At 65.1% G+C, this 16,942-nt stretch carries 19 protein-coding genes; 17 read left to right on the top strand and 2 right to left on the bottom strand.

Annotated features, from left to right (window positions below):
- Window positions 1-65: 65 nt before the first annotated feature.
- The gene (locus G524_RS0102565) at window positions 66-839 is read right to left on the bottom strand and encodes an SDR family NAD(P)-dependent oxidoreductase (protein ID WP_027442303.1); all 774 of its coding nucleotides are present in this window, start codon (window positions 837-839) and stop codon (window positions 66-68) included.
- An 89-nt stretch (window positions 840-928) separates the two neighbouring features.
- On the opposite strand from G524_RS0102565, the gene G524_RS0102560 reads away from it, so the two are divergent.
- Together G524_RS0102560 and G524_RS0102555 are read left to right on the top strand one after the other, a co-directional pair.
- On the top strand, window positions 929-1,384 hold the full coding sequence (locus G524_RS0102560; protein ID WP_027442302.1) for a DUF3429 domain-containing protein: 456 nt from the start codon (window positions 929-931) through the stop codon (window positions 1,382-1,384).
- 96 nt (window positions 1,385-1,480) lie between these two features.
- Window positions 1,481-3,850 carry an EAL domain-containing protein gene (locus tag G524_RS0102555; protein ID WP_027442301.1) on the top strand — a complete coding sequence of 790 codons (2,370 nt, stop codon included), beginning with the start codon at window positions 1,481-1,483 and terminating at the stop codon, window positions 3,848-3,850.
- A gap of 158 nt (window positions 3,851-4,008) precedes the next feature.
- On the opposite strand, the gene G524_RS17040 is transcribed toward G524_RS0102555, so the two are convergent.
- The gene (locus G524_RS17040) at window positions 4,009-4,512 is read right to left on the bottom strand and encodes a hypothetical protein (protein WP_211219260.1); all 504 of its coding nucleotides are present in this window, start codon (window positions 4,510-4,512) and stop codon (window positions 4,009-4,011) included.
- Window positions 4,513-4,712: 200 nt separating this feature from the next.
- On the opposite strand from G524_RS17040, the gene G524_RS14755 reads away from it, so the two are divergent.
- The 15 genes from G524_RS14755 to rpmC all read left to right on the top strand — a co-directional run bounded on the left by G524_RS14755 (window position 4,713) and on the right by rpmC (window position 16,938).
- Window positions 4,713-6,491 (top strand): site-specific DNA-methyltransferase, encoded by a 1,779-nt coding sequence (locus tag G524_RS14755; protein WP_245561268.1) that lies wholly within the window; start codon window positions 4,713-4,715, stop codon window positions 6,489-6,491.
- Between the two features lie 374 nt (window positions 6,492-6,865).
- Window positions 6,866-7,237, top strand: a complete 372-nt coding sequence (rpsL, locus tag G524_RS0102540) for a 30S ribosomal protein S12 (protein WP_027442300.1) — start codon at window positions 6,866-6,868, stop codon at window positions 7,235-7,237.
- Window positions 7,238-7,387: 150 nt separating this feature from the next.
- Window positions 7,388-7,858 (top strand): 30S ribosomal protein S7, encoded by a 471-nt coding sequence (rpsG, locus tag G524_RS0102535; protein WP_027442299.1) that lies wholly within the window; start codon window positions 7,388-7,390, stop codon window positions 7,856-7,858.
- A 141-nt stretch (window positions 7,859-7,999) separates the two neighbouring features.
- Window positions 8,000-10,132 (top strand): elongation factor G, encoded by a 2,133-nt coding sequence (fusA, locus tag G524_RS0102530; protein WP_027442298.1) that lies wholly within the window; start codon window positions 8,000-8,002, stop codon window positions 10,130-10,132.
- Between the two features lie 113 nt (window positions 10,133-10,245).
- On the top strand, window positions 10,246-11,436 hold the full coding sequence (gene tuf, locus G524_RS0102525; protein ID WP_027442297.1) for an elongation factor Tu: 1,191 nt from the start codon (window positions 10,246-10,248) through the stop codon (window positions 11,434-11,436).
- Window positions 11,437-11,785: 349 nt separating this feature from the next.
- On the top strand, window positions 11,786-12,097 hold the full coding sequence (gene rpsJ / locus G524_RS0102520) for a 30S ribosomal protein S10 (protein WP_017665146.1): 312 nt from the start codon (window positions 11,786-11,788) through the stop codon (window positions 12,095-12,097).
- Between the two features lie 273 nt (window positions 12,098-12,370).
- Complete coding sequence (gene rplC / locus G524_RS0102515; protein ID WP_027442296.1) at window positions 12,371-13,135, top strand: 50S ribosomal protein L3; 765 nt, start codon at window positions 12,371-12,373, stop codon at window positions 13,133-13,135.
- Window positions 13,136-13,138: 3 nt separating this feature from the next.
- On the top strand, window positions 13,139-13,762 hold the full coding sequence (gene rplD / locus G524_RS0102510) for a 50S ribosomal protein L4 (RefSeq protein WP_027442295.1): 624 nt from the start codon (window positions 13,139-13,141) through the stop codon (window positions 13,760-13,762).
- Entirely contained in the window at window positions 13,755-14,063 is a 309-nt protein-coding gene (locus G524_RS0102505; RefSeq protein ID WP_027442294.1) for a 50S ribosomal protein L23, read from the top strand. Before rplD ends, G524_RS0102505 begins: the two co-directional genes overlap by 8 nt.
- Before the next feature lie 23 nt (window positions 14,064-14,086).
- Window positions 14,087-14,923 carry a 50S ribosomal protein L2 gene (rplB, locus tag G524_RS0102500; RefSeq protein WP_027442293.1) on the top strand — a complete coding sequence of 279 codons (837 nt, stop codon included), beginning with the start codon at window positions 14,087-14,089 and terminating at the stop codon, window positions 14,921-14,923.
- A 6-nt stretch (window positions 14,924-14,929) separates the two neighbouring features.
- A complete protein-coding gene (rpsS, locus tag G524_RS0102495; RefSeq protein WP_027442292.1) occupies window positions 14,930-15,205 on the top strand; it encodes a 30S ribosomal protein S19 in 276 nt (91 codons plus the stop codon).
- Window positions 15,205-15,582, top strand: a complete 378-nt coding sequence (rplV, locus tag G524_RS0102490) for a 50S ribosomal protein L22 (RefSeq protein ID WP_036857114.1) — start codon at window positions 15,205-15,207, stop codon at window positions 15,580-15,582. The genes rpsS and rplV overlap by 1 nt, the downstream gene beginning before the upstream one ends.
- Window position 15,583: 1 nt before the next feature.
- The gene (gene rpsC / locus G524_RS0102485; protein ID WP_027442290.1) at window positions 15,584-16,279 is read left to right on the top strand and encodes a 30S ribosomal protein S3; all 696 of its coding nucleotides are present in this window, start codon (window positions 15,584-15,586) and stop codon (window positions 16,277-16,279) included.
- A gap of 12 nt (window positions 16,280-16,291) precedes the next feature.
- Entirely contained in the window at window positions 16,292-16,726 is a 435-nt protein-coding gene (rplP, locus tag G524_RS0102480; RefSeq protein WP_027442289.1) for a 50S ribosomal protein L16, read from the top strand.
- Window positions 16,726-16,938, top strand: a complete 213-nt coding sequence (rpmC, locus tag G524_RS0102475) for a 50S ribosomal protein L29 (protein WP_027442288.1) — start codon at window positions 16,726-16,728, stop codon at window positions 16,936-16,938. Before rplP ends, rpmC begins: the two co-directional genes overlap by 1 nt.
- Window positions 16,939-16,942 lie beyond the last annotated feature (4 nt).

The raw sequence follows: 16,942 nt of genomic DNA, 5'->3' as shown, positions 1-16,942 counted from the left end.
GCGGGGGGCTTCCGACTGGGAGAGGGTGATGGCCTAACGGTCTGCGAGGGGCGGCGTTCCCCTGTTCAGGAAATGCACAGCCCGCCATCGACCGGCAGGCATTGCCCGGTGATGTAATCGGAGTGGGGCGAGGCGAAGAACACGGCGAGGCCCTCAAGCCCCGCATGATCGCCCGGCCGGCGCAGCGGAATGCGCTTGGCCATCCACTCAGCAAACCTGGGGTTGGCCTTGGCGGTGATCTCGGTCTCATAGTAGCCGAAAAGCAGGGCGTTGGCGGTGATCTGGTAGCGCGCCAGCTCATAGGCCGCGGCGCGGGTGAGGCCGTTGAGCGCGGCCTTCGAGGCGGCATAGTCGGACGAGCGGTTGACCCCCATGATCGACTGGCCGGAGGAGGTGGCGATCAGCTTGCCCCCCGGATCGCCGGCTTCGGCGCGGGCGATCATGTGGCGGCTGGCGTGCTTATAGACCAGCGCTGCCCCGCGGGTGTTGACCGCAAGCGTATGGTCCCAGCCTTTGGGGGTGATGTCAGGGATGGCCGCGCCCGCACCCGCAATCCCGGCATTGGCAAAGCACGCATCGAGCCGCCCGAAGGCATCGAGCGTTGCCGCCATGGCCTCCTCGATTGCGGCTTCATCGGCCACATCGCAGTCAAGCGCCAGCACCTCGCCCTTGCCGAGCGCGCGCAATTCCTCGGCCGCGGCGGCGTTCTTGTGTGCATTGCGGCCCCAGATCGCCACGCCTGCGCCGGCCTTTGCCAGCCCGCGGGCCATGGCAAGGCCGATCCCGCCATTGCCCCCGGTGACGAGCGCCACCCGGCCCGATAGATCAAACAGCTCCATGACGGGCGTGGTGGCGCAATCGCGCGCCGCCTGCAAGCCTTGCGCGCGCGGGCGGGAACCGGCATGGCCGCGCGTGGGTTGGCGCTGCGATGGACGGACACCTGAAGCTTTCCCCCGCCGCGCGCGCGCTCGGCTATGCCGGGCTCGTGCCGCAGATCATCTGCATCGCGCTGATCCTCATTGGGCATGAATGGCGCTATTCGGCGCTCGCCGGGGGCTTTGCCTATGCCGCGGCGATCTTCAGCTTTCTTGGCGGGGTGTGGTGGGGGCAGGTGCTGGCCGCGGGGCGCATGGGCGCTGGGGCCTATGGCGTGGCGGTGCTGCCGAGCCTCATTGCCGTGGCGCTGTTCCTGCCCTGGACCTTCGGCTGGGAATGGCCCGGCCCGGCGTTGTTCTATCTCGGCGCCCTGATCGCGTTCTCGCCGCTGATCGACCGTGCACTTGGTCTTGCCACGCGCGATTTCCTGCGGCTGCGCTGGCAGCTCTCGCTCGGCCTCGGGGGGCTGACGATCGCTCTCGGGCTGCTCGCCGGACAGGTGATCTGAGCCGCGCCACCGGGCACCGAGCGGCGCGTTTGCATTGCCTTAACTTTGCTCCTCTAGGGATTGCTATGGTTAATCCCGAGGAAGGCGCCGGGCCGGATGATCCCAATCTTTACATCGCTCACCAAGGCACTGCGGCGCGCGCGCGGTCTTGGCGATGATGGCCTGTCCGATCTCAGGCGCGAGCTGGGGCGGCGCAAGGAGGGCGATCTGCTGCGTGGCAAGCGGATCATGGCGGCGCTGCTGGCGATCCTGTTCGGGGTGGTCGCAGGCGCGATCGATCTTCCGCTGCCCGCCGAGGATCTCTACCGCGCTGCCCGTGCGCAGCTGCGCCTGCGTCCGGCGCCGCAGGACATTGTCTTCATCGCCATCGATGATCGCACCATCGCGGCCTTTGGCGGCCGGATCCCCTCGCGCATCCAGGACAGCGAGGTGATCGACCGGCTGGCCGCAGCGGGCGCCGCCAAGATCCTGTTCGACCGGGCCCATGCCGATCCCGAAACCCCCGAGGCCGATGCGCGCTTTGCCGAGACCCTGGCGCGCCACCGGGGCAAGGTGTGGCTGGGCTTCAGCCCGGAGACGCGATTGGGCGCTCAGATAGGGCCGGAAATCTTGCCGCTGCCGCATTTCCGTTCGCGAGCGGGCCTTGCAAGCATGTTGGGCATGGGCAGCCCCTTTGGCCTGTCGATCACACTCGATACGCGGGCGGAGTTGCGCGAAAAGGCCTATCGCTCGCTTTCGGCCGAGATGGCTGACTACGCCGGGCCAGCCCTGCGCTACCGGCCTGATTATGCTTTCGATCCGCGTTCGATCCCGCGCCTGAGTTACCTTGACGTGCTCGAGGGCAAGATTGCGAGGGGTGCGCTCGAGGGCAAGAAGGTGATCATCGGCGAGGCCTATTTCGCCTCCACCGATGTCTTTGTGATGCCTTTCGGAGCGGATTCTGTGCTGCCGGGCGCCTATTTTCATATCATGGGCGCGCATACGCTGAGGCGCGGCACCCCGGTCGATCTGGGCTGGGTCCCGGCCTTGCTGGCGGCGGGCCTCGCGGTGCTGACGATCGCCGTCATCCGCGGCCGCTCGCGCCGGGTGGTGGGGCTGTGCATCGCCGCGCTTCTTCTGCTTCCGCTCGTGTTAGATGAGTTCGGCTTCAATCTCGACATTATGCCGGCGCTGCTGACGCTCGGCGCCGCCGGCCTCGGCTTTGCCCGGCTCAACCGCAAGTATTTCAACCGCGATGTCGATGCCGTCTCGCCGCAGGCGATCAGTTCGGATCGGCCCAATCCCCGGGTCGATGTTTATGCGCTCAAGATCGCCAATCTCACCGCCATGTCCGAGGAACTTTCGGCGCGCGAGATCGGCGACTTCGTCAACAGTCTGATCGCCTTCGTCAGGGGGCCGGGCGAGGCCGGCGACGTGGCCTTCGAGCGCGACCTGCTGGTCTGGTTGGCGCCGCGCATGGATCGGCTCGAGCTTGAACGCCACGCCGATGGCCTTGCCTTGATGCTCAAGACCGCGATCGGGCATGATTGGCAATCGGCCAGCGGCGCCCCGGCGCTGGGGATCGACACCAACAGCGACTTGCCGCTTGGCCTCAGGATCAAGAAGGCGATGCAGGCGGCCGAGGAAGCCGCCGCGCGCGGGGCGCGCCTGCTGATCAATGATGCAGCCCATCTCGAGGCGCGCAACCACCGTATCGAACTGCTGCGCATGCTCGAGAAGGGCCTGCGCGAGCGCGCCATCGGGGTCGCCTATCAGCCCAAGATCGATCTGGCCACAGGCCGGATCGTCGGGGCCGAAACGCTGATCCGCTGGCAGCCGCAGGGAAGCGAGCCGATCAATCCGCAGGATTTGGTGCTGGCCGCCGAAGCGAGCGAGCGTATCAACGAGCTGACCTTGCTGGTGATGGAAAAGGCGCTGATCGAGGGCAAGCGCGCCATCGCGCTCGATCCCAATTTCAAGCTGGCGATCAACATGTCGGCCAAGAGCCTGAGCGACACCCAGCTGCTGTTCGACATGATGACGCTGCTCGGGCGGCACGATTTTCCCCCTGGCAACCTGGTGCTCGAGCTGACCGAGACCGCCAAGCTCGAGGATGACCGCATCGCCCCGCAGATCGCTGCGCTCAAGCAGCGCGGGATCGGGCTGTCGATCGACGATTTCGGCACTGGCCAGTCAAACCTCGAATATATCGAGAAGCTGCCGAGTTCCGAACTCAAGATCGACAAGCATTTCGTCCAGCACATGGTGAGCTCGGAAGAAAGCCGGGCGGTGGTGCGCGCCACCATCGAGATCGCCCATGCGCTCGGAAAGGTGGTGGTGGCCGAAGGGGTCGAGAGCCAGGCCGTTGCGGCGATGCTGCGGGCGATGGGCTGCGACCTTGGGCAGGGCTATCTGTTCTCGCGCGCGATCACCATGTCCGAGCTGACCGCGATGATGGGCGGAGGGCGGGCTGCAATTAACGGTTGATTAAGGTTAATTTTCTGTTAACGCGTGTCTTGCGGAAACGCTAAAGGAGATGCGCCGTGTGGAACTATTTTCTTTGGCTGCTCGGCTCGCGCTGAGATAGCTGATTGAGATCGACAGAAAGCCCCGGGCGCTCCCCGGGGCTTTTTTGTCGCCTCGCTTCAGGCTTTGGCGCCGCACGGTTGCGGATCCGTGGGGCGCTGGGGAGATGATGCGCAAGCCGCCGCGCAGGCGGCGCGGCTGGCCGCGCGATTGCGCATTCGGTTGGTCTCGGGCGAATCGCTCCCATTTGGCCCCAAGGCCGACTCGCGCCGCTTGGCCGATGTCAGCCAGGCGCGCTCAGACCCACGACGGCATAGCAGCCGAACCAGGTCGAAAACATCACCCCATAGGGCCAGCGCGCCGGGCTGGTGGCGCAGCTTGTAGAGCGCCTCGAGGCTGCGCCCGATATGGGCCGCGGCGGATTTGACGATCCCCGTCTCGGCCAGCCGGGCGATGAAGGCGCGCTGGAGATCGGGCGTGATCGAATTGCGCCGCAGGGCCTTGTGGCGATAGGGGGTGAAGTCGAGCAGCGGGTCGTCTGCACCAATCACCGCGGGCGCGAATTCAAAGGCCACCTCGGAAGTCGCCTGCCGCGCCACCTTACGCTTGTTGCACTTGGGCATCGACGGGCGCTCGAGCGGGGGCGGCAGGTCCACGAGGCAAAGGGTGGCAGGGGGCGGGGGCGGTAGGAAAGGGGGAAGGCGCGTCCCATGGAGGGCGGGGCGCCGCTGGGCCAGCCTCGCCTTCGCTTTTCGTCTCCCCGGGCTTGACCGGGGCGCCTGTGTGCTGCTCTTTGCAGGAAAGCAACAGGCGAGGCTGGCCCATGCCCAACAAGCTCTATTTCGGTGACAATCTTGCCGTGCTGCGCGAGCACATCGCCGATGAGAGCGTCGATCTTGTCTATCTCGATCCGCCGTTCAACTCGAACGCCAATTACAACATCCTGTTCAAATCGCCCGAAGGGGCGGACAGCGACGCGCAGATCGAGGCGTTCGAGGACACCTGGCACTGGAACGCATCCGCCGAGCAAGCCTTTGACGATGTGATGAAAAGCGGGCGTACGCAGGCCTTTGAACTGCTCAACGCGATGCGCCGCTTCCTCGGCGACAATGACATGATGGCCTATCTGGCCATGATGGCGGTGCGGCTGATCGAGCTGCACCGCGTGTTGAAGCCCACGGGCAGCCTCTATCTGCACTGCGACCCTACCGCGAGCCATTATCTCAAGCTGCTGCTGGATGGGGTGTTTGGGGCGCGCTGTTTCGTTAACGAAATAGCTTGGGAGCGGACGGCGCCGAAAGGCCACGCTTTCACGCGGTTCCCGTCCAGCCATGACGTAATCTTCTTCTATCGAAAGAGCGAAGGTGCTGCATGGCATCCGCAATACGGCGAATACGACGAGAGCTATGTCGAAAGCCACTATTCGCAAATTGAGCCAGAAACTGGCCGTCGCTATCAGCTAGATAACCTTCTGAACCCAAACAAAAATAGGCCCAATCTGACCTATGAGTTTCTTGGCGTAACAAAAGTTTGGCGTTGGACGAAAGAAAGAATGCAGAAGGCTTACGACGATGGCCTTATCGTCCAGAGTGCACCTGGCAAGGTGCCTCGCTTCAAGAGGTATCTTGATGAGCAAAAGGGTATGGCGATCACAAGCGTTTGGACTGACATCCCGCCCCTCAACTCCCAAGCCCAAGAACGCCTCGGCTACCCCACCCAAAAGCCGCTGGCGCTGCTCGAGCGCATCATTTCCGCCTCGTCCAACGAGGGCGATGTGGTGCTCGATCCCTTCTGCGGCTGCGGCACCGCGGTGCACGCCGCGCAGAAACTGGGGCGGCAATGGATCGGGATTGATGTCACCCACCTGGCCATCGGCCTGATCGAAAAGCGGATGCGGCAGGCCTTCCCCGGGCTTACCTTCGAGGTGATCGGACGCCCGCAACACCTTGGCTCCGCGCTCGATCTTGCCGCGCGCGACAAGCACCAGTTTGAACTCTGGGCCTTGTCGGTGGTCGATGCCCAGCCGTGGAAGGGCGGGCGCAAGGGCGCCGATGGCGGGATCGATGGCATCATCTACTTCAAGCCCGATGGCAAGAAGACCGAGCGCGCGATTGTCGAGGTCAAGGGCGGGGGCGTGGGGGTGAAGGATGTCGGCCGCCTCGCGCAGGTGATCGAGCGCGAGCGCGCGCCCATCGGCGTGCTCATCACCGCGCAGGCCCCGACCCGCCGATGGAGCGCGATGCCGCCGCCGTGGGCCTCTGGGAAAACCCCACGACGGGGCGCAAATATCCGCGCCTGCAAATCCTCACGCTCGCCGAGATGTTCCAGGGCAAGCGGCCCAACATCCCGCTGGTCGATGTGGCCGTGGGCAAACAGGCGCGGCGCGAGGATACGGATGCGGGCAAGCAGGGACGTTTGCTGTGACCCTTGCGCCAGACGCCTCCCGCGTCTGCCACCTTCCCATTCGTGCCGAACGGGGGCACCTGCCGCCAGCCGATCGCGCCATGACGGGGAGCGGCAGGCCGACGCGCCCTTGACCCCCGCCCCAAACCCGCCTATGGGCGCGCATCCTTTGGGGGCGTGCCCCCTTGGGCAAGGCTGAACATTGGCGGTGCGTTGTCCTCTCGCAGGGTGGCGGCCGGCAAAGTAACCCGGTGGCCGAAGGGCCGCGCGAGATGGGTGGAGCGTTTCGGCTTGTGTGAGCAAGGATGCCTGCGCGGCGGGCATTTTTCCAGCTTGTCCCCCGGATCAGATCCGGGGCGAGGGCTTCGCGCAAGGCAATCCTCCCTTCCCAACATCGCCCGGCACCCGTGCTCACCAGCCTCGGCGGGATGGTCGGCGCGCGCAGGCGCATCGGCCTTCAGGAAGGTAGCGGCGCCCCTCCAGCAAGAGGGGCAGTGGCTTTCCGCCCGTAACGGGGCGCCCCGGCCGCGCAAGTGCGCGTGCCGGCAAACCAGGTGAAGAGAGAAACGCTTAATGCCGACGATCAACCAGCTGGTCCGCAAGGGCCGCAAGCCGCAGAAGGCCAAGAGCAAGGTCCCTGCGATGGAGCAGAACCCGCAGAAGCGCGGCGTCTGCACCCGCGTCTATACGACGACCCCGAAGAAGCCCAACTCGGCGCTGCGCAAGGTGGCCAAGATCCGCCTGACCAACAGCCGCGAGGTGATCTCCTACATCCCCGGCGAAGGCCACAACCTGCAGGAGCACTCGGTGGTGCTGATCCGCGGCGGGCGCGTGCGCGACCTGCCGGGTGTGCGCTATCACGTGCTGCGCGGTGTGCTCGACACGCAGGGGGTGAAGGATCGCAAGCAGTCGCGCTCGAAGTACGGCGCCAAGCGTCCGAAGTAAGGTTTCAACGGGGCAAAGGTCCTTCGCTCCACCCAGCCACCGACCAGGTGGCTTCCGGGTGGCCGGCCAAAAAGGTCGCGAACGCGGAGCGGGCCGGAGTCGCAGGGCGCTTGCGCGAGGCAAGCGGCCACTCCGAAGGAGTTATTCAAGATGTCACGTCGTCGTCGTCCCGAAAAGCGGGTCATCCTGCCCGATCCCCAGTACGGGGATCAGATCCTGTCGAAGTTCATGAACAACCTGATGCTCGACGGGAAGAAGGCGGTGGCCGAGAAGATCGTCTATGGCGCGCTTGCCGCGGTCGAGGCCAAGGCCAAGACCGATCCGCTGCAGCTGTTCCATGACGCGCTCAACAATGTGAAGCCCCAAGTCGAGGTGCGCAGCCGCCGCGTTGGCGGGGCGACCTATCAGGTGCCGGTCGAGGTGCGCCCCGAGCGCGCCCAGGCGCTGGCCATCCGCTGGCTGATCGCCGCGGCGCGCGGGCGTCCGGAGACCACCATGGCCGCGCGGCTCTCGGCCGAGCTGATGGATGCAGCCAACAACCGCGGCAATGCCGTCAAGAAGCGCGAGGACACCCACCGCATGGCCGATGCCAACCGCGCCTTCTCGCACTATCGCTGGTAAGACGCGGGATCGGGACAGCCGGAAGGCGCGCGCGGGGTTTTGTTGCCCCTGGCGAGGCGCAGGGTCTTCTGGCTGTCACATTTTTCCCTATATGGGGCCTGACCGCGTCCCGGCGGCCCCCTGACATTGAAGGAACCTCACATGGCCCGCGAGTATCCGCTGGAGCGCTATCGCAACATCGGCATCATGGCGCACATCGATGCCGGCAAGACCACCACCACCGAGCGCATCCTCTATTACACCGGCAAGTCCTACAAGATCGGCGAGGTGCATGATGGCGCCGCGACGATGGACTGGATGGAGCAGGAGCAGGAGCGCGGGATCACCATCACCTCGGCGGCCACCACCACCTTCTGGACCGCCGAGGATCCGACCAAGGACCCGATGAGCGATCCCGAGACGCTGCGTGCCGGCATGCCCAAGCACCGCATCAACATCATCGACACCCCTGGCCACGTGGACTTCACCATCGAGGTGGAGCGGTCCCTGCGCGTGCTCGACGGCGCGGTGGCGGTGTTCGACGGTGTGGCCGGTGTGGAACCGCAATCGGAAACCGTGTGGCGCCAGGCCGACAAGTATGGCGTCCCCCGGATGTGCTTCATCAACAAGCTCGACCGCACCGGCGCTGATTTCTACTACTGCGTGCAGTCGATCATCGACCGGCTCGGCGCCAAGCCGCTGGTGCTCTATCTCCCGATCGGGGCCGAGAGCAACCTTCAGGGCGTGGTTGATCTCGTCAACAACCGCGGGATCGTCTGGAAGGACGAGAGCCTCGGTGCGAAGTACGAATTCATCCCGATCCCGGCCGACATGGCCGACAAGGCCGCCGAATATCGCGAGAAGCTGATCGAGACGGTCGTCGAGCAGGACGACGAGGTGATGGAGGCCTATCTCGAAGGCAACGAGCCCGATGTGCCGACCATCAAGAAGCTGATCCGCAAGGGCACCATCGCGCGCGATTTCGTGCCGATCACCTGCGGTTCGGCGTTCAAGAACAAGGGCGTGCAGCCGCTGCTCGATGCGGTGGTCGATTACATGCCCTCGCCGCTCGACATTCCCCCGATCAAGGGCGTGCTGCCCGGCACCGACGAGGAGGCCGAGCGCCCCTCGAGCGACGATGCGCCCTTCGCCGCGCTGGCGTTCAAGATCATGAACGACCCCTTTGTCGGTTCGCTCACCTTCACCCGCATCTATTCGGGCAAGCTCACCAAGGGCCAAGTGCTCAATTCGGTGAAGGACAAGAAGGAAAAGATCGGGCGCATGCTGCTCATGCACTCGAACAACCGCGAGGACATCGACGAGGCCTTTGCCGGTGATATCGTCGCGCTTGCCGGGATGAAGGACACCACCACCGGCGACACGCTGTGCGATCCGGCCAAGCCGATCATCCTGGAGCGCATGGAGTTCCCCGAGCCGGTGATCGAGCTGTCGGTCGAACCGAAGACCAAGGCCGACCAGGAAAAGATGGGCATCGCGCTGAATCGCCTGGCGCAGGAGGATCCCTCGTTCCGGGTCTCGACCGATCACGAAAGCGGCCAGACCATCATCAAGGGGATGGGCGAGCTTCACCTTGACATCATCGTTGACCGCATGCGCCGCGAGTTCAAGGTCGAGGCCAATGTCGGTGCGCCGCAGGTGGCCTATCGTGAATATCTCGCCCGCGAGGTCGAGGTCGACTACACCCACAAGAAGCAGTCGGGCGGCTCGGGCCAGTTCGGCCGCGTCAAGGTGATCTGCACCCCCGGCGAGCGCGGGCAGGGGATCATCTTCCACGACGAGATCAAGGGCGGGAACATTCCGCGCGAATATATCCCGGCGATCGAGAAGGGCTTCCGCGAGCAGGCCGCCAGCGGCCACCTCGTCGGCTTCCCGATCATCGACTTCACCATCCGCCTGATCGACGGCGCCTATCACGACGTCGACTCGAGCGCGATCGCCTTCGAGATCGCCGCGCGCGGGGCGATGCGCGAAGTGGCGCAGAAGGCCGGGATCAAGCTGCTCGAGCCGATCATGAAGGTCGAGGTGGTCACCCCCGATGATTATCTCGGCGACGTGATCGGCGATCTCAACTCGCGGCGCGGGCAGATCCAGGGCACCGACACCCGTGGCAATGCCCAGGCAGTCGAGGCCTTCGTGCCGCTGGCCAACATGTTTGGCTACGTCAACGAGCTGCGCTCTTTCACCCAGGGGCGGGCGCAGTACACGATGATCTTCTCGCACTATGACGAGGTTCCGGCCAACGTCGCAGCCGAGGTCAAGGAGAAACTTGCCTAAGCCGGCCTGACGGTCTAGGGGCGGCGCCTGATTCTGCGGGCGCCGCCGTTCTCCCGCGATGACATCACCTCATTCAAGCCACCTCATTCCATTCAAGAAGGTACACCAGAGAAATGGCCAAGGAAAAGTTCCAGCGGACCAAGCCGCACTGCAACATCGGCACCATCGGTCACGTCGACCATGGCAAGACCACCCTGACCGCCGCGATCACCAAGGTGATGGCCGAGACCTATGGCGGTGAAGCGGTCGATTTCGCCAACATCGACAAGGCCCCCGAAGAGCGCGAGCGCGGCATCACCATCTCGACCGCCCACGTCGAGTATGAGAGCGAGAAGCGCCACTACGCCCACGTCGACTGCCCGGGCCACGCTGACTACGTGAAGAACATGATCACCGGCGCGGCGCAAATGGACGGCGCGATCCTGGTGGTGAACGCGGCTGACGGCCCGATGCCGCAGACCCGCGAGCACATCCTGCTCGCCCGTCAGGTCGGCGTGCCGGCGCTGGTCGTGTACATGAACAAGGTCGATCAGGTCGACGATCCGGAAATCCTCGAGCTGGTCGAACTCGAAGTGCGCGAATTGCTCTCGAGCTACGATTTCGATGGCGACAACATTCCGATCATCAAGGGTTCGGCGCTGGCCGCGCTCGAAGGGCGCGATGACGAGATCGGCAAGAACTCGATCCTCGAGCTGATCAAGGCGGTTGACGAATACATCCCGCAGCCCGACCGTCCGATCGACAAGGACTTCCTGATGCCGATCGAAGACGTGTTCTCGATTTCGGGTCGCGGCACCGTGGTGACCGGCCGTGTCGAGACCGGCGTGGTTTCGGTGGGCGACGAAGTCGAGATCGTCGGTCTGCGCGACACCCGCAAGACCACCGTGACCGGCGTCGAGATGTTCCGCAAGCTGCTCGACCGCGGCGAGGCGGGCGACAATATCGGTGCGCTGATCCGCGGCGTTGCCCGTGACGAGGTCGAGCGCGGCCAGGTGCTGTGCAAGCCCGGTTCGGTCAAGCCGCACACTGAGTTCGAGGCCGAGGTTTACGTGCTCTCGAAGGACGAAGGTGGCCGTCACACCCCGTTCTTCGCCAACTATCGTCCGCAGTTCTACTTCCGCACCACCGACGTGACCGGCGAAGTGATCCTTCCCGAAGGCACCGAGATGGTGATGCCGGGCGACAACGTCTCGATCGGTGTCAAGCTGATCGCCCCGATCGCCATGGATGAAGGCCTGCGCTTCGCCATTCGCGAAGGGGGCCGCACCGTTGGCTCGGGCGTGGTCTCGAAGATCACCAAGTAAGCCTGCGCTTAGGCCCCTCGCGGGCCAGAGCGCTCCCGATCAGGCCCGGCAGCTGCCCAGTGCGCTGCCGGGTCTTTTCGTTACTGGAAGGTTTGGGGGAAGGTGCCTGCGGGGCGTTTCGCGGTCACGCAATTTCCTTGCGATCGCCCCTTGCCATTGCCGGGCGCCGCCCGTATAGGCGCGCATCCGCTGGCGAGATTCGTAGGCCTTCACGGGCAAGGAACCGCCGGCACGAGTTTCGAGACGGGCCGCCCGCTTTCGGGAAACCGGGCATCGCGGGGCGGCTTTGCTTTTTGGGAATGGCCGGGCACCCGGCCGGACCTCGGCTCTTTCGCATCGGTAGTAGGACATGGAAGCTCAGAATATCCGTATTCGCCTCAAGGCGTTCGATCACCGCGTTCTCGACCAGGCGACCGGCGAGATCGCCGATACGGCCCGCCGCACCGGCGCGCTCATTCGGGGCCCCATTCCGCTGCCGACGCGGATCGAGAAGTTCACCGTGAACCGCGGCCCGCATGTCGACAAGAAGTCGCGCGAGCAGTTCGAGGTGCGCACTTACAAGCGGCTGCTCGATATCGTGCAGCCCAACGCCCAGACCGTGGACGCGCTGATGAAGCTCGACCTGGCTGCCGGCGTGAATGTTGAGATCAAGCTGGCTTGAGGCCGGCAGAAAAGCCCCTGCCGTTATGGCAGGGGCCTCTATCGTCGGGGCGCAAGCGCCCCGCCAGACGATAGGGTGGATACCGCCGGATCGCTGATCCGGGCTGCGTCCCCCGTCTCGCACCAGGTGCCGCAATCGCGGCGCGGTGCACTCAGCCCAGGCGGGGCGATGCATGACATTTCGGGCTGAAGCGGCTGGGGCACCTGGTGCCTTGGTCTCACGCACCCTTGTGGATGGTCTGCAGGGGTGCCTCTGTCGAGGAGTGAACAGACGATGCGCACCGGCGTTATCGCCAAGAAGGTCGGGATGACCCGCCTGTTCCAGGAGGATGGCCGCCATGTGCCGGTCACCGTCCTGGCGCTGGAGAATTGCCAGGTGGTCTCGCACCGCACTGCTGAGCGCGATGGCTATTATGCCGTCCAGCTCGGCGCGGGCGAAGCCAAGCAGAAGAACGTGGCCAAGCCGCAGCGCGAGCACTTCGCCAAGGCCGATGTCGGCCTCAAGAAGAAGGTCGCCGAGTTTCGGGTGGACAGCGCCGAGGCGCTGGTGCCGGTGGGCGCCACGATCAGCGCCGATCATTTCGTTGCCGGGCAGATGGTCGACATCACCGGCCACACCCAGGGCAAGGGCTTTGCTGGGGCGATGAAGCGTTGGGGCTTTGGCGGTATGCGCGCCACCCACGGCGTGTCGATCTCGCACCGCGCCCATGGTTCGACCGGCAACCGCCAGGATCCGGGCCGGGTGTTCAAGGGCAAGAAGATGGCCGGTCACATGGGTGATCGCCAGCGCACCCAGCAGAACCTCGAGATCGTCCGCACCGATGCCGAGCGCGGCCTGCTGTTCGTCAAGGGCTCGGTGCCCGGTGCCAAGAACGGCTGGCTGCTGGTGCGCGATGCGGTCAAGCTGCCGCTTCCCGCCGGCGCGCCGTTCCCGGGTGCGGTGATCGAGAAGAAGGCCCCCGTGGCCGACGAGACCCCCGTGGCGGCGGAGCCGGCTGTGGCCGAGGCTCCGGCCAGCGAAGAGAACAAGGAAGGCTGAGCCATGAAGATCAAGGTTCAGAACATCGAAGGCGGGGCCGCGGGCGACATCGAGCTGTCCGACGCGGTGTTCGGCATCGAGCCGCGCGCAGACATCCTCCACCGCGTGGTGACCTGGCAGCTCGAGAACCGCCGCGCGCCGGCGCGCCCGACGCGCGAGCGTTCGGACGTTGCCCGCACCGGCAAGAAGTTCGGTCGCCAGAAGGGCGGCGGGGCGGCGCGTCACGGTGACCGCAAGGCGCCGGTGTTCATCGGTGGCGGCAAGGCTCACGGCGCGCGCAAGCGCACATTCGAGCAGTCGCTCAACAAGAAGATCCGCGCGCTCGGGCTCAAGATGGCGCTGTCGAGCAAGGCGCGCGAGGGCCTCGTGGTGGTGGAAAGCCTTGCGCTCAAGGAGGCCAAGACCAAGGCCCTCAAGGGCCACCTCGCCAAGGCCGGGCTGACTGGCAAGGTGCTGGTCATCGACGGTGAGCAGGTCGATGCCGGCTTCAAGATCGCGGCGCGCAACCTGCCGGGCGTCAACGTGCTCCCGGCGATCGGCGCCAATGTCTACGACATCCTCAACCACGACACCCTGGTGCTGACCAAGGCTGCCGTCGAGAAGCTGGAGGCGCGCTTCAATGGCTAAGAAGCAGACTGTCGATGCGCGTCACTATGACGTGATCATCGCCCCGCACATCACCGAAAAGTCGACCCTTGCCTCGGAGCAGAACGCCGTGGTGTTCAAGGTCGCGCGGGGCGCCACCAAGCCGCAGATCAAGGAGGCGGTCGAGGCGATCTACGACAAGAAGGTCGTCGCCGTGAACACCCTGATCCAGAAGGGCAAGACCAAGCGCTGGAAGGGCAAGGCCTATCAGCGCAGCGACGTGAAGAAGGCCATCGTCACCCTGGCCGAGGGTGAGATGATCGACATCACCAGCGGCATCTGAGGCCAGGGGACAGGATAGGAACGATGGCACTCAAGAACTACAAGCCGACCAGTCCCGCCCGGCGCGGCCTGATCCTGGTCGACAAGTCGGCGCTCTACAAGGGCAAGCCGGTCAAGGCGCTGACCGAAGGCAAGCGCAAGACCGGCGGGCGCAACAACAAGGGTCATGTCACCTCGCGTGGCATCGCCGGCGGTCACAAGCAGAAGTACCGCTTCATCGATTTCAAGCGGCGCAAGTGGGACATGCCGGCCAAGGTCGAGCGGCTGGAATATGATCCCAACCGCACCGCTTTCATCGCCCTCATCACCTATGAGGATGGCGAGCAGGCCTATATCCTCGCGCCGCAGCGGTTGGCCGTGGGCGATCAGGTGATTGCCGGCGAGAAGGTCGACACCAAGCCCGGCAATGCCATGCTGCTCGGCCAGATGCCGGTCGGCACGATCTGCCACAATGTCGAGATGAAGCCGGGCAAGGGTGGCCAGATCGCCCGTTCCGCCGGCACCTATGTGCAGGTGGTGGGGCGCGATCGCGCTTTCGTGATCGTGCGCCTCAATTCGGGCGAGCAGCGCTATCTGCGCGCCGACTGCATGGGCACGGTGGGGGCGGTGTCGAACCCCGATAACGCCAACCAGAACTTCGCCAAGGCCGGGCGCAGCCGGTGGATGGGTCGCCGTCCGCTGACCCGCGGCGTGGCCAAGAACCCGGTCGATCACCCCCATGGTGGTGGTGAGGGCCGCACCTCGGGTGGTCGCCATCCGGTGACTCCGTGGGGCAAGCCGACCAAGGGGGCCCGCACGCGCCACAACAAGCAGACGGACAAGATGATCATCCGTTCGCGTCACGCGAAGAAGAAGAGGTAAGAGACAATGGCACGTTCCGTCTGGAAAGGTCCGTTTGTCGAGCTGAGCCTGCTCAAGAAGGCTGAGGCGGCGCAGGAAACCACCAACGCCAAGCCGATCAAGACCTGGTCGCGGCGTTCGACGATCCTGCCGCAGTTCGTCGGGCTCACCTTCAATGTCTATAACGGGCACAAGTTCATTCCCGTTTCGGTCACGGAAGAAATGGTCGGTCACAAGCTCGGGGAATTCGCGCCGACGCGCACCTTCCCCGGCCATGCCGCCGACAAGAAGGGCAAGCGCTAATGGGCAAGGCAAAGGCACCCCGCCGCGTGGGCGACAACGAGGCGCTGGCGGTCGGCACCACCATCCGTGGGTCGGCGCAAAAGCTCAACCTGGTTGCGGCGATGATCCGCGGCAAGAAGGTCGAGGAGGCGATGAACATTCTCGCCTTCTCGAAGCGGGCGATGGCGCGCGATGCGAGCAAGGTGCTCGCCTCGGCGATCGCCAATGCCGAGAACAACCACAACCTTGATGTCGACGCGCTGATCGTCGCCGAGGCGAGCGTGGGCAAGTCGGTGACGATGAAGCGCTTCCACACCCGCGGCCGCGGCAAGTCGACCCGGATCCTGAAGCCGTTCTCGCGGCTGCGGATCGTGGTGCGCGAAGTCGAGGAGGCGTAAGATGGGTCAGAAGAGCAATCCGATCGGTCTGCGCCTGCAGATCAACCGCACCTGGGACAGCCGCTGGTATGCCGAAGGGCGCGACTATGCCAAGCTGCTCAAGGAAGATGTCGAAATCCGCAACTACATCATGAAGAACCTGCCCCAGGCGGCGGTCTCCAAGGTGGTGATCGAGCGTCCGGCCAAGCTGTGCCGGGTGTCGATCTATGCGGCGCGGCCCGGCGTCATCATCGGCAAGAAGGGCGCCGACATCGAGAAGCTGCGCGCCAAGCTGGCGACGATGACCGAGAGCGACGTCAAGCTCAACATCGTCGAGATCCGCAAGCCCGAGATCGACGCCAAGCTCGTCGCCCAGGGCATTGCCGATCAGCTGGTGCGCCGCGTGGCCTTCCGCCGGGCGATGAAGCGCGCGGTGCAATCGGCGCTGCGGCTCGGCGCCGAGGGCGTCAAGATCGTCTGCGGCGGCCGGCTCGGCGGGGCGGAGATCGCCCGTGTCGAATGGTATCGTGAAGGCCGGGTGCCGTTGCACACGCTGCGCGCCAATATCGACTATGCCGAGGCCGAAGCGCTCACCGCCTATGGCGTCATCGGGATCAAGGTGTGGATCTTCAAGGGCGAGATCCTCGCCCATGATCCCACCGCCCAGGACCGCCTGATGATGGAAGCCCAGACTTCCGGCGTCCGGCCGGCCCGCTAAAGGTTAAAGACGATGCTGCAACCGAAGAAGACCAAGTTCCGCAAGGCCTTCAAGGGCCGGATCAAGGGCGAAGCCAAGGGTGGTACCACCCTCAACTTCGGCTCCTATGGCCTCAAGGCGCTCGAGCCGGAGCGGATCACCGCGCGCCAGATCGAGGCCGCGCGCCGCGCCATCACCCGCCACATCAAGCGCCAGGGGCGCCTGTGGATCCGGGTGTTCCCCGATGTTCCGGTGTCGAAGAAGCCGGCCGAGGTGCGCCAGGGCAAGGGCAAGGGTTCGGTCGAATATTGGGCGGCGCGCGTGAAGCCGGGCCGGATCCTGTTCGAGCTCGACGGCGTTGCCGGCCCGCTGGCTGCCGAAGCCTTCGCCCGGGCGGCGATGAAGCTGCCGATCAAGACCAAGGTTGTCGCCCGGCTTGGCGACACCAGCCACCTGGGAGGTGAATGATGGCCGATATTGCCGATCTTCGCACCAAGACCGATGACCAGCTTGCCGCCGAGCTCCTCGAGCTCAAGCGCGAGCAGTTCAACCTGCGTTTCCAGGCGGCCACCAACCAGCTCGAGGCGCCTTCGCGCATCCGTGAGGTGCGCCGCACCATCGCGCGGATCAAGACGCTGCAGAACGAACGCGCGGCCAAGGCCGCGGCGGCCAAGGCCTGAGGAG

This window comes from Erythrobacter cryptus DSM 12079 (genome assembly GCF_000422985.1).
Taxonomy (GTDB): domain Bacteria; phylum Pseudomonadota; class Alphaproteobacteria; order Sphingomonadales; family Sphingomonadaceae; genus Erythrobacter; species Erythrobacter cryptus.
Note: the sequence above shows the minus strand (reverse complement) of the source record. Positions and strands in the feature narration are given on the sequence as shown.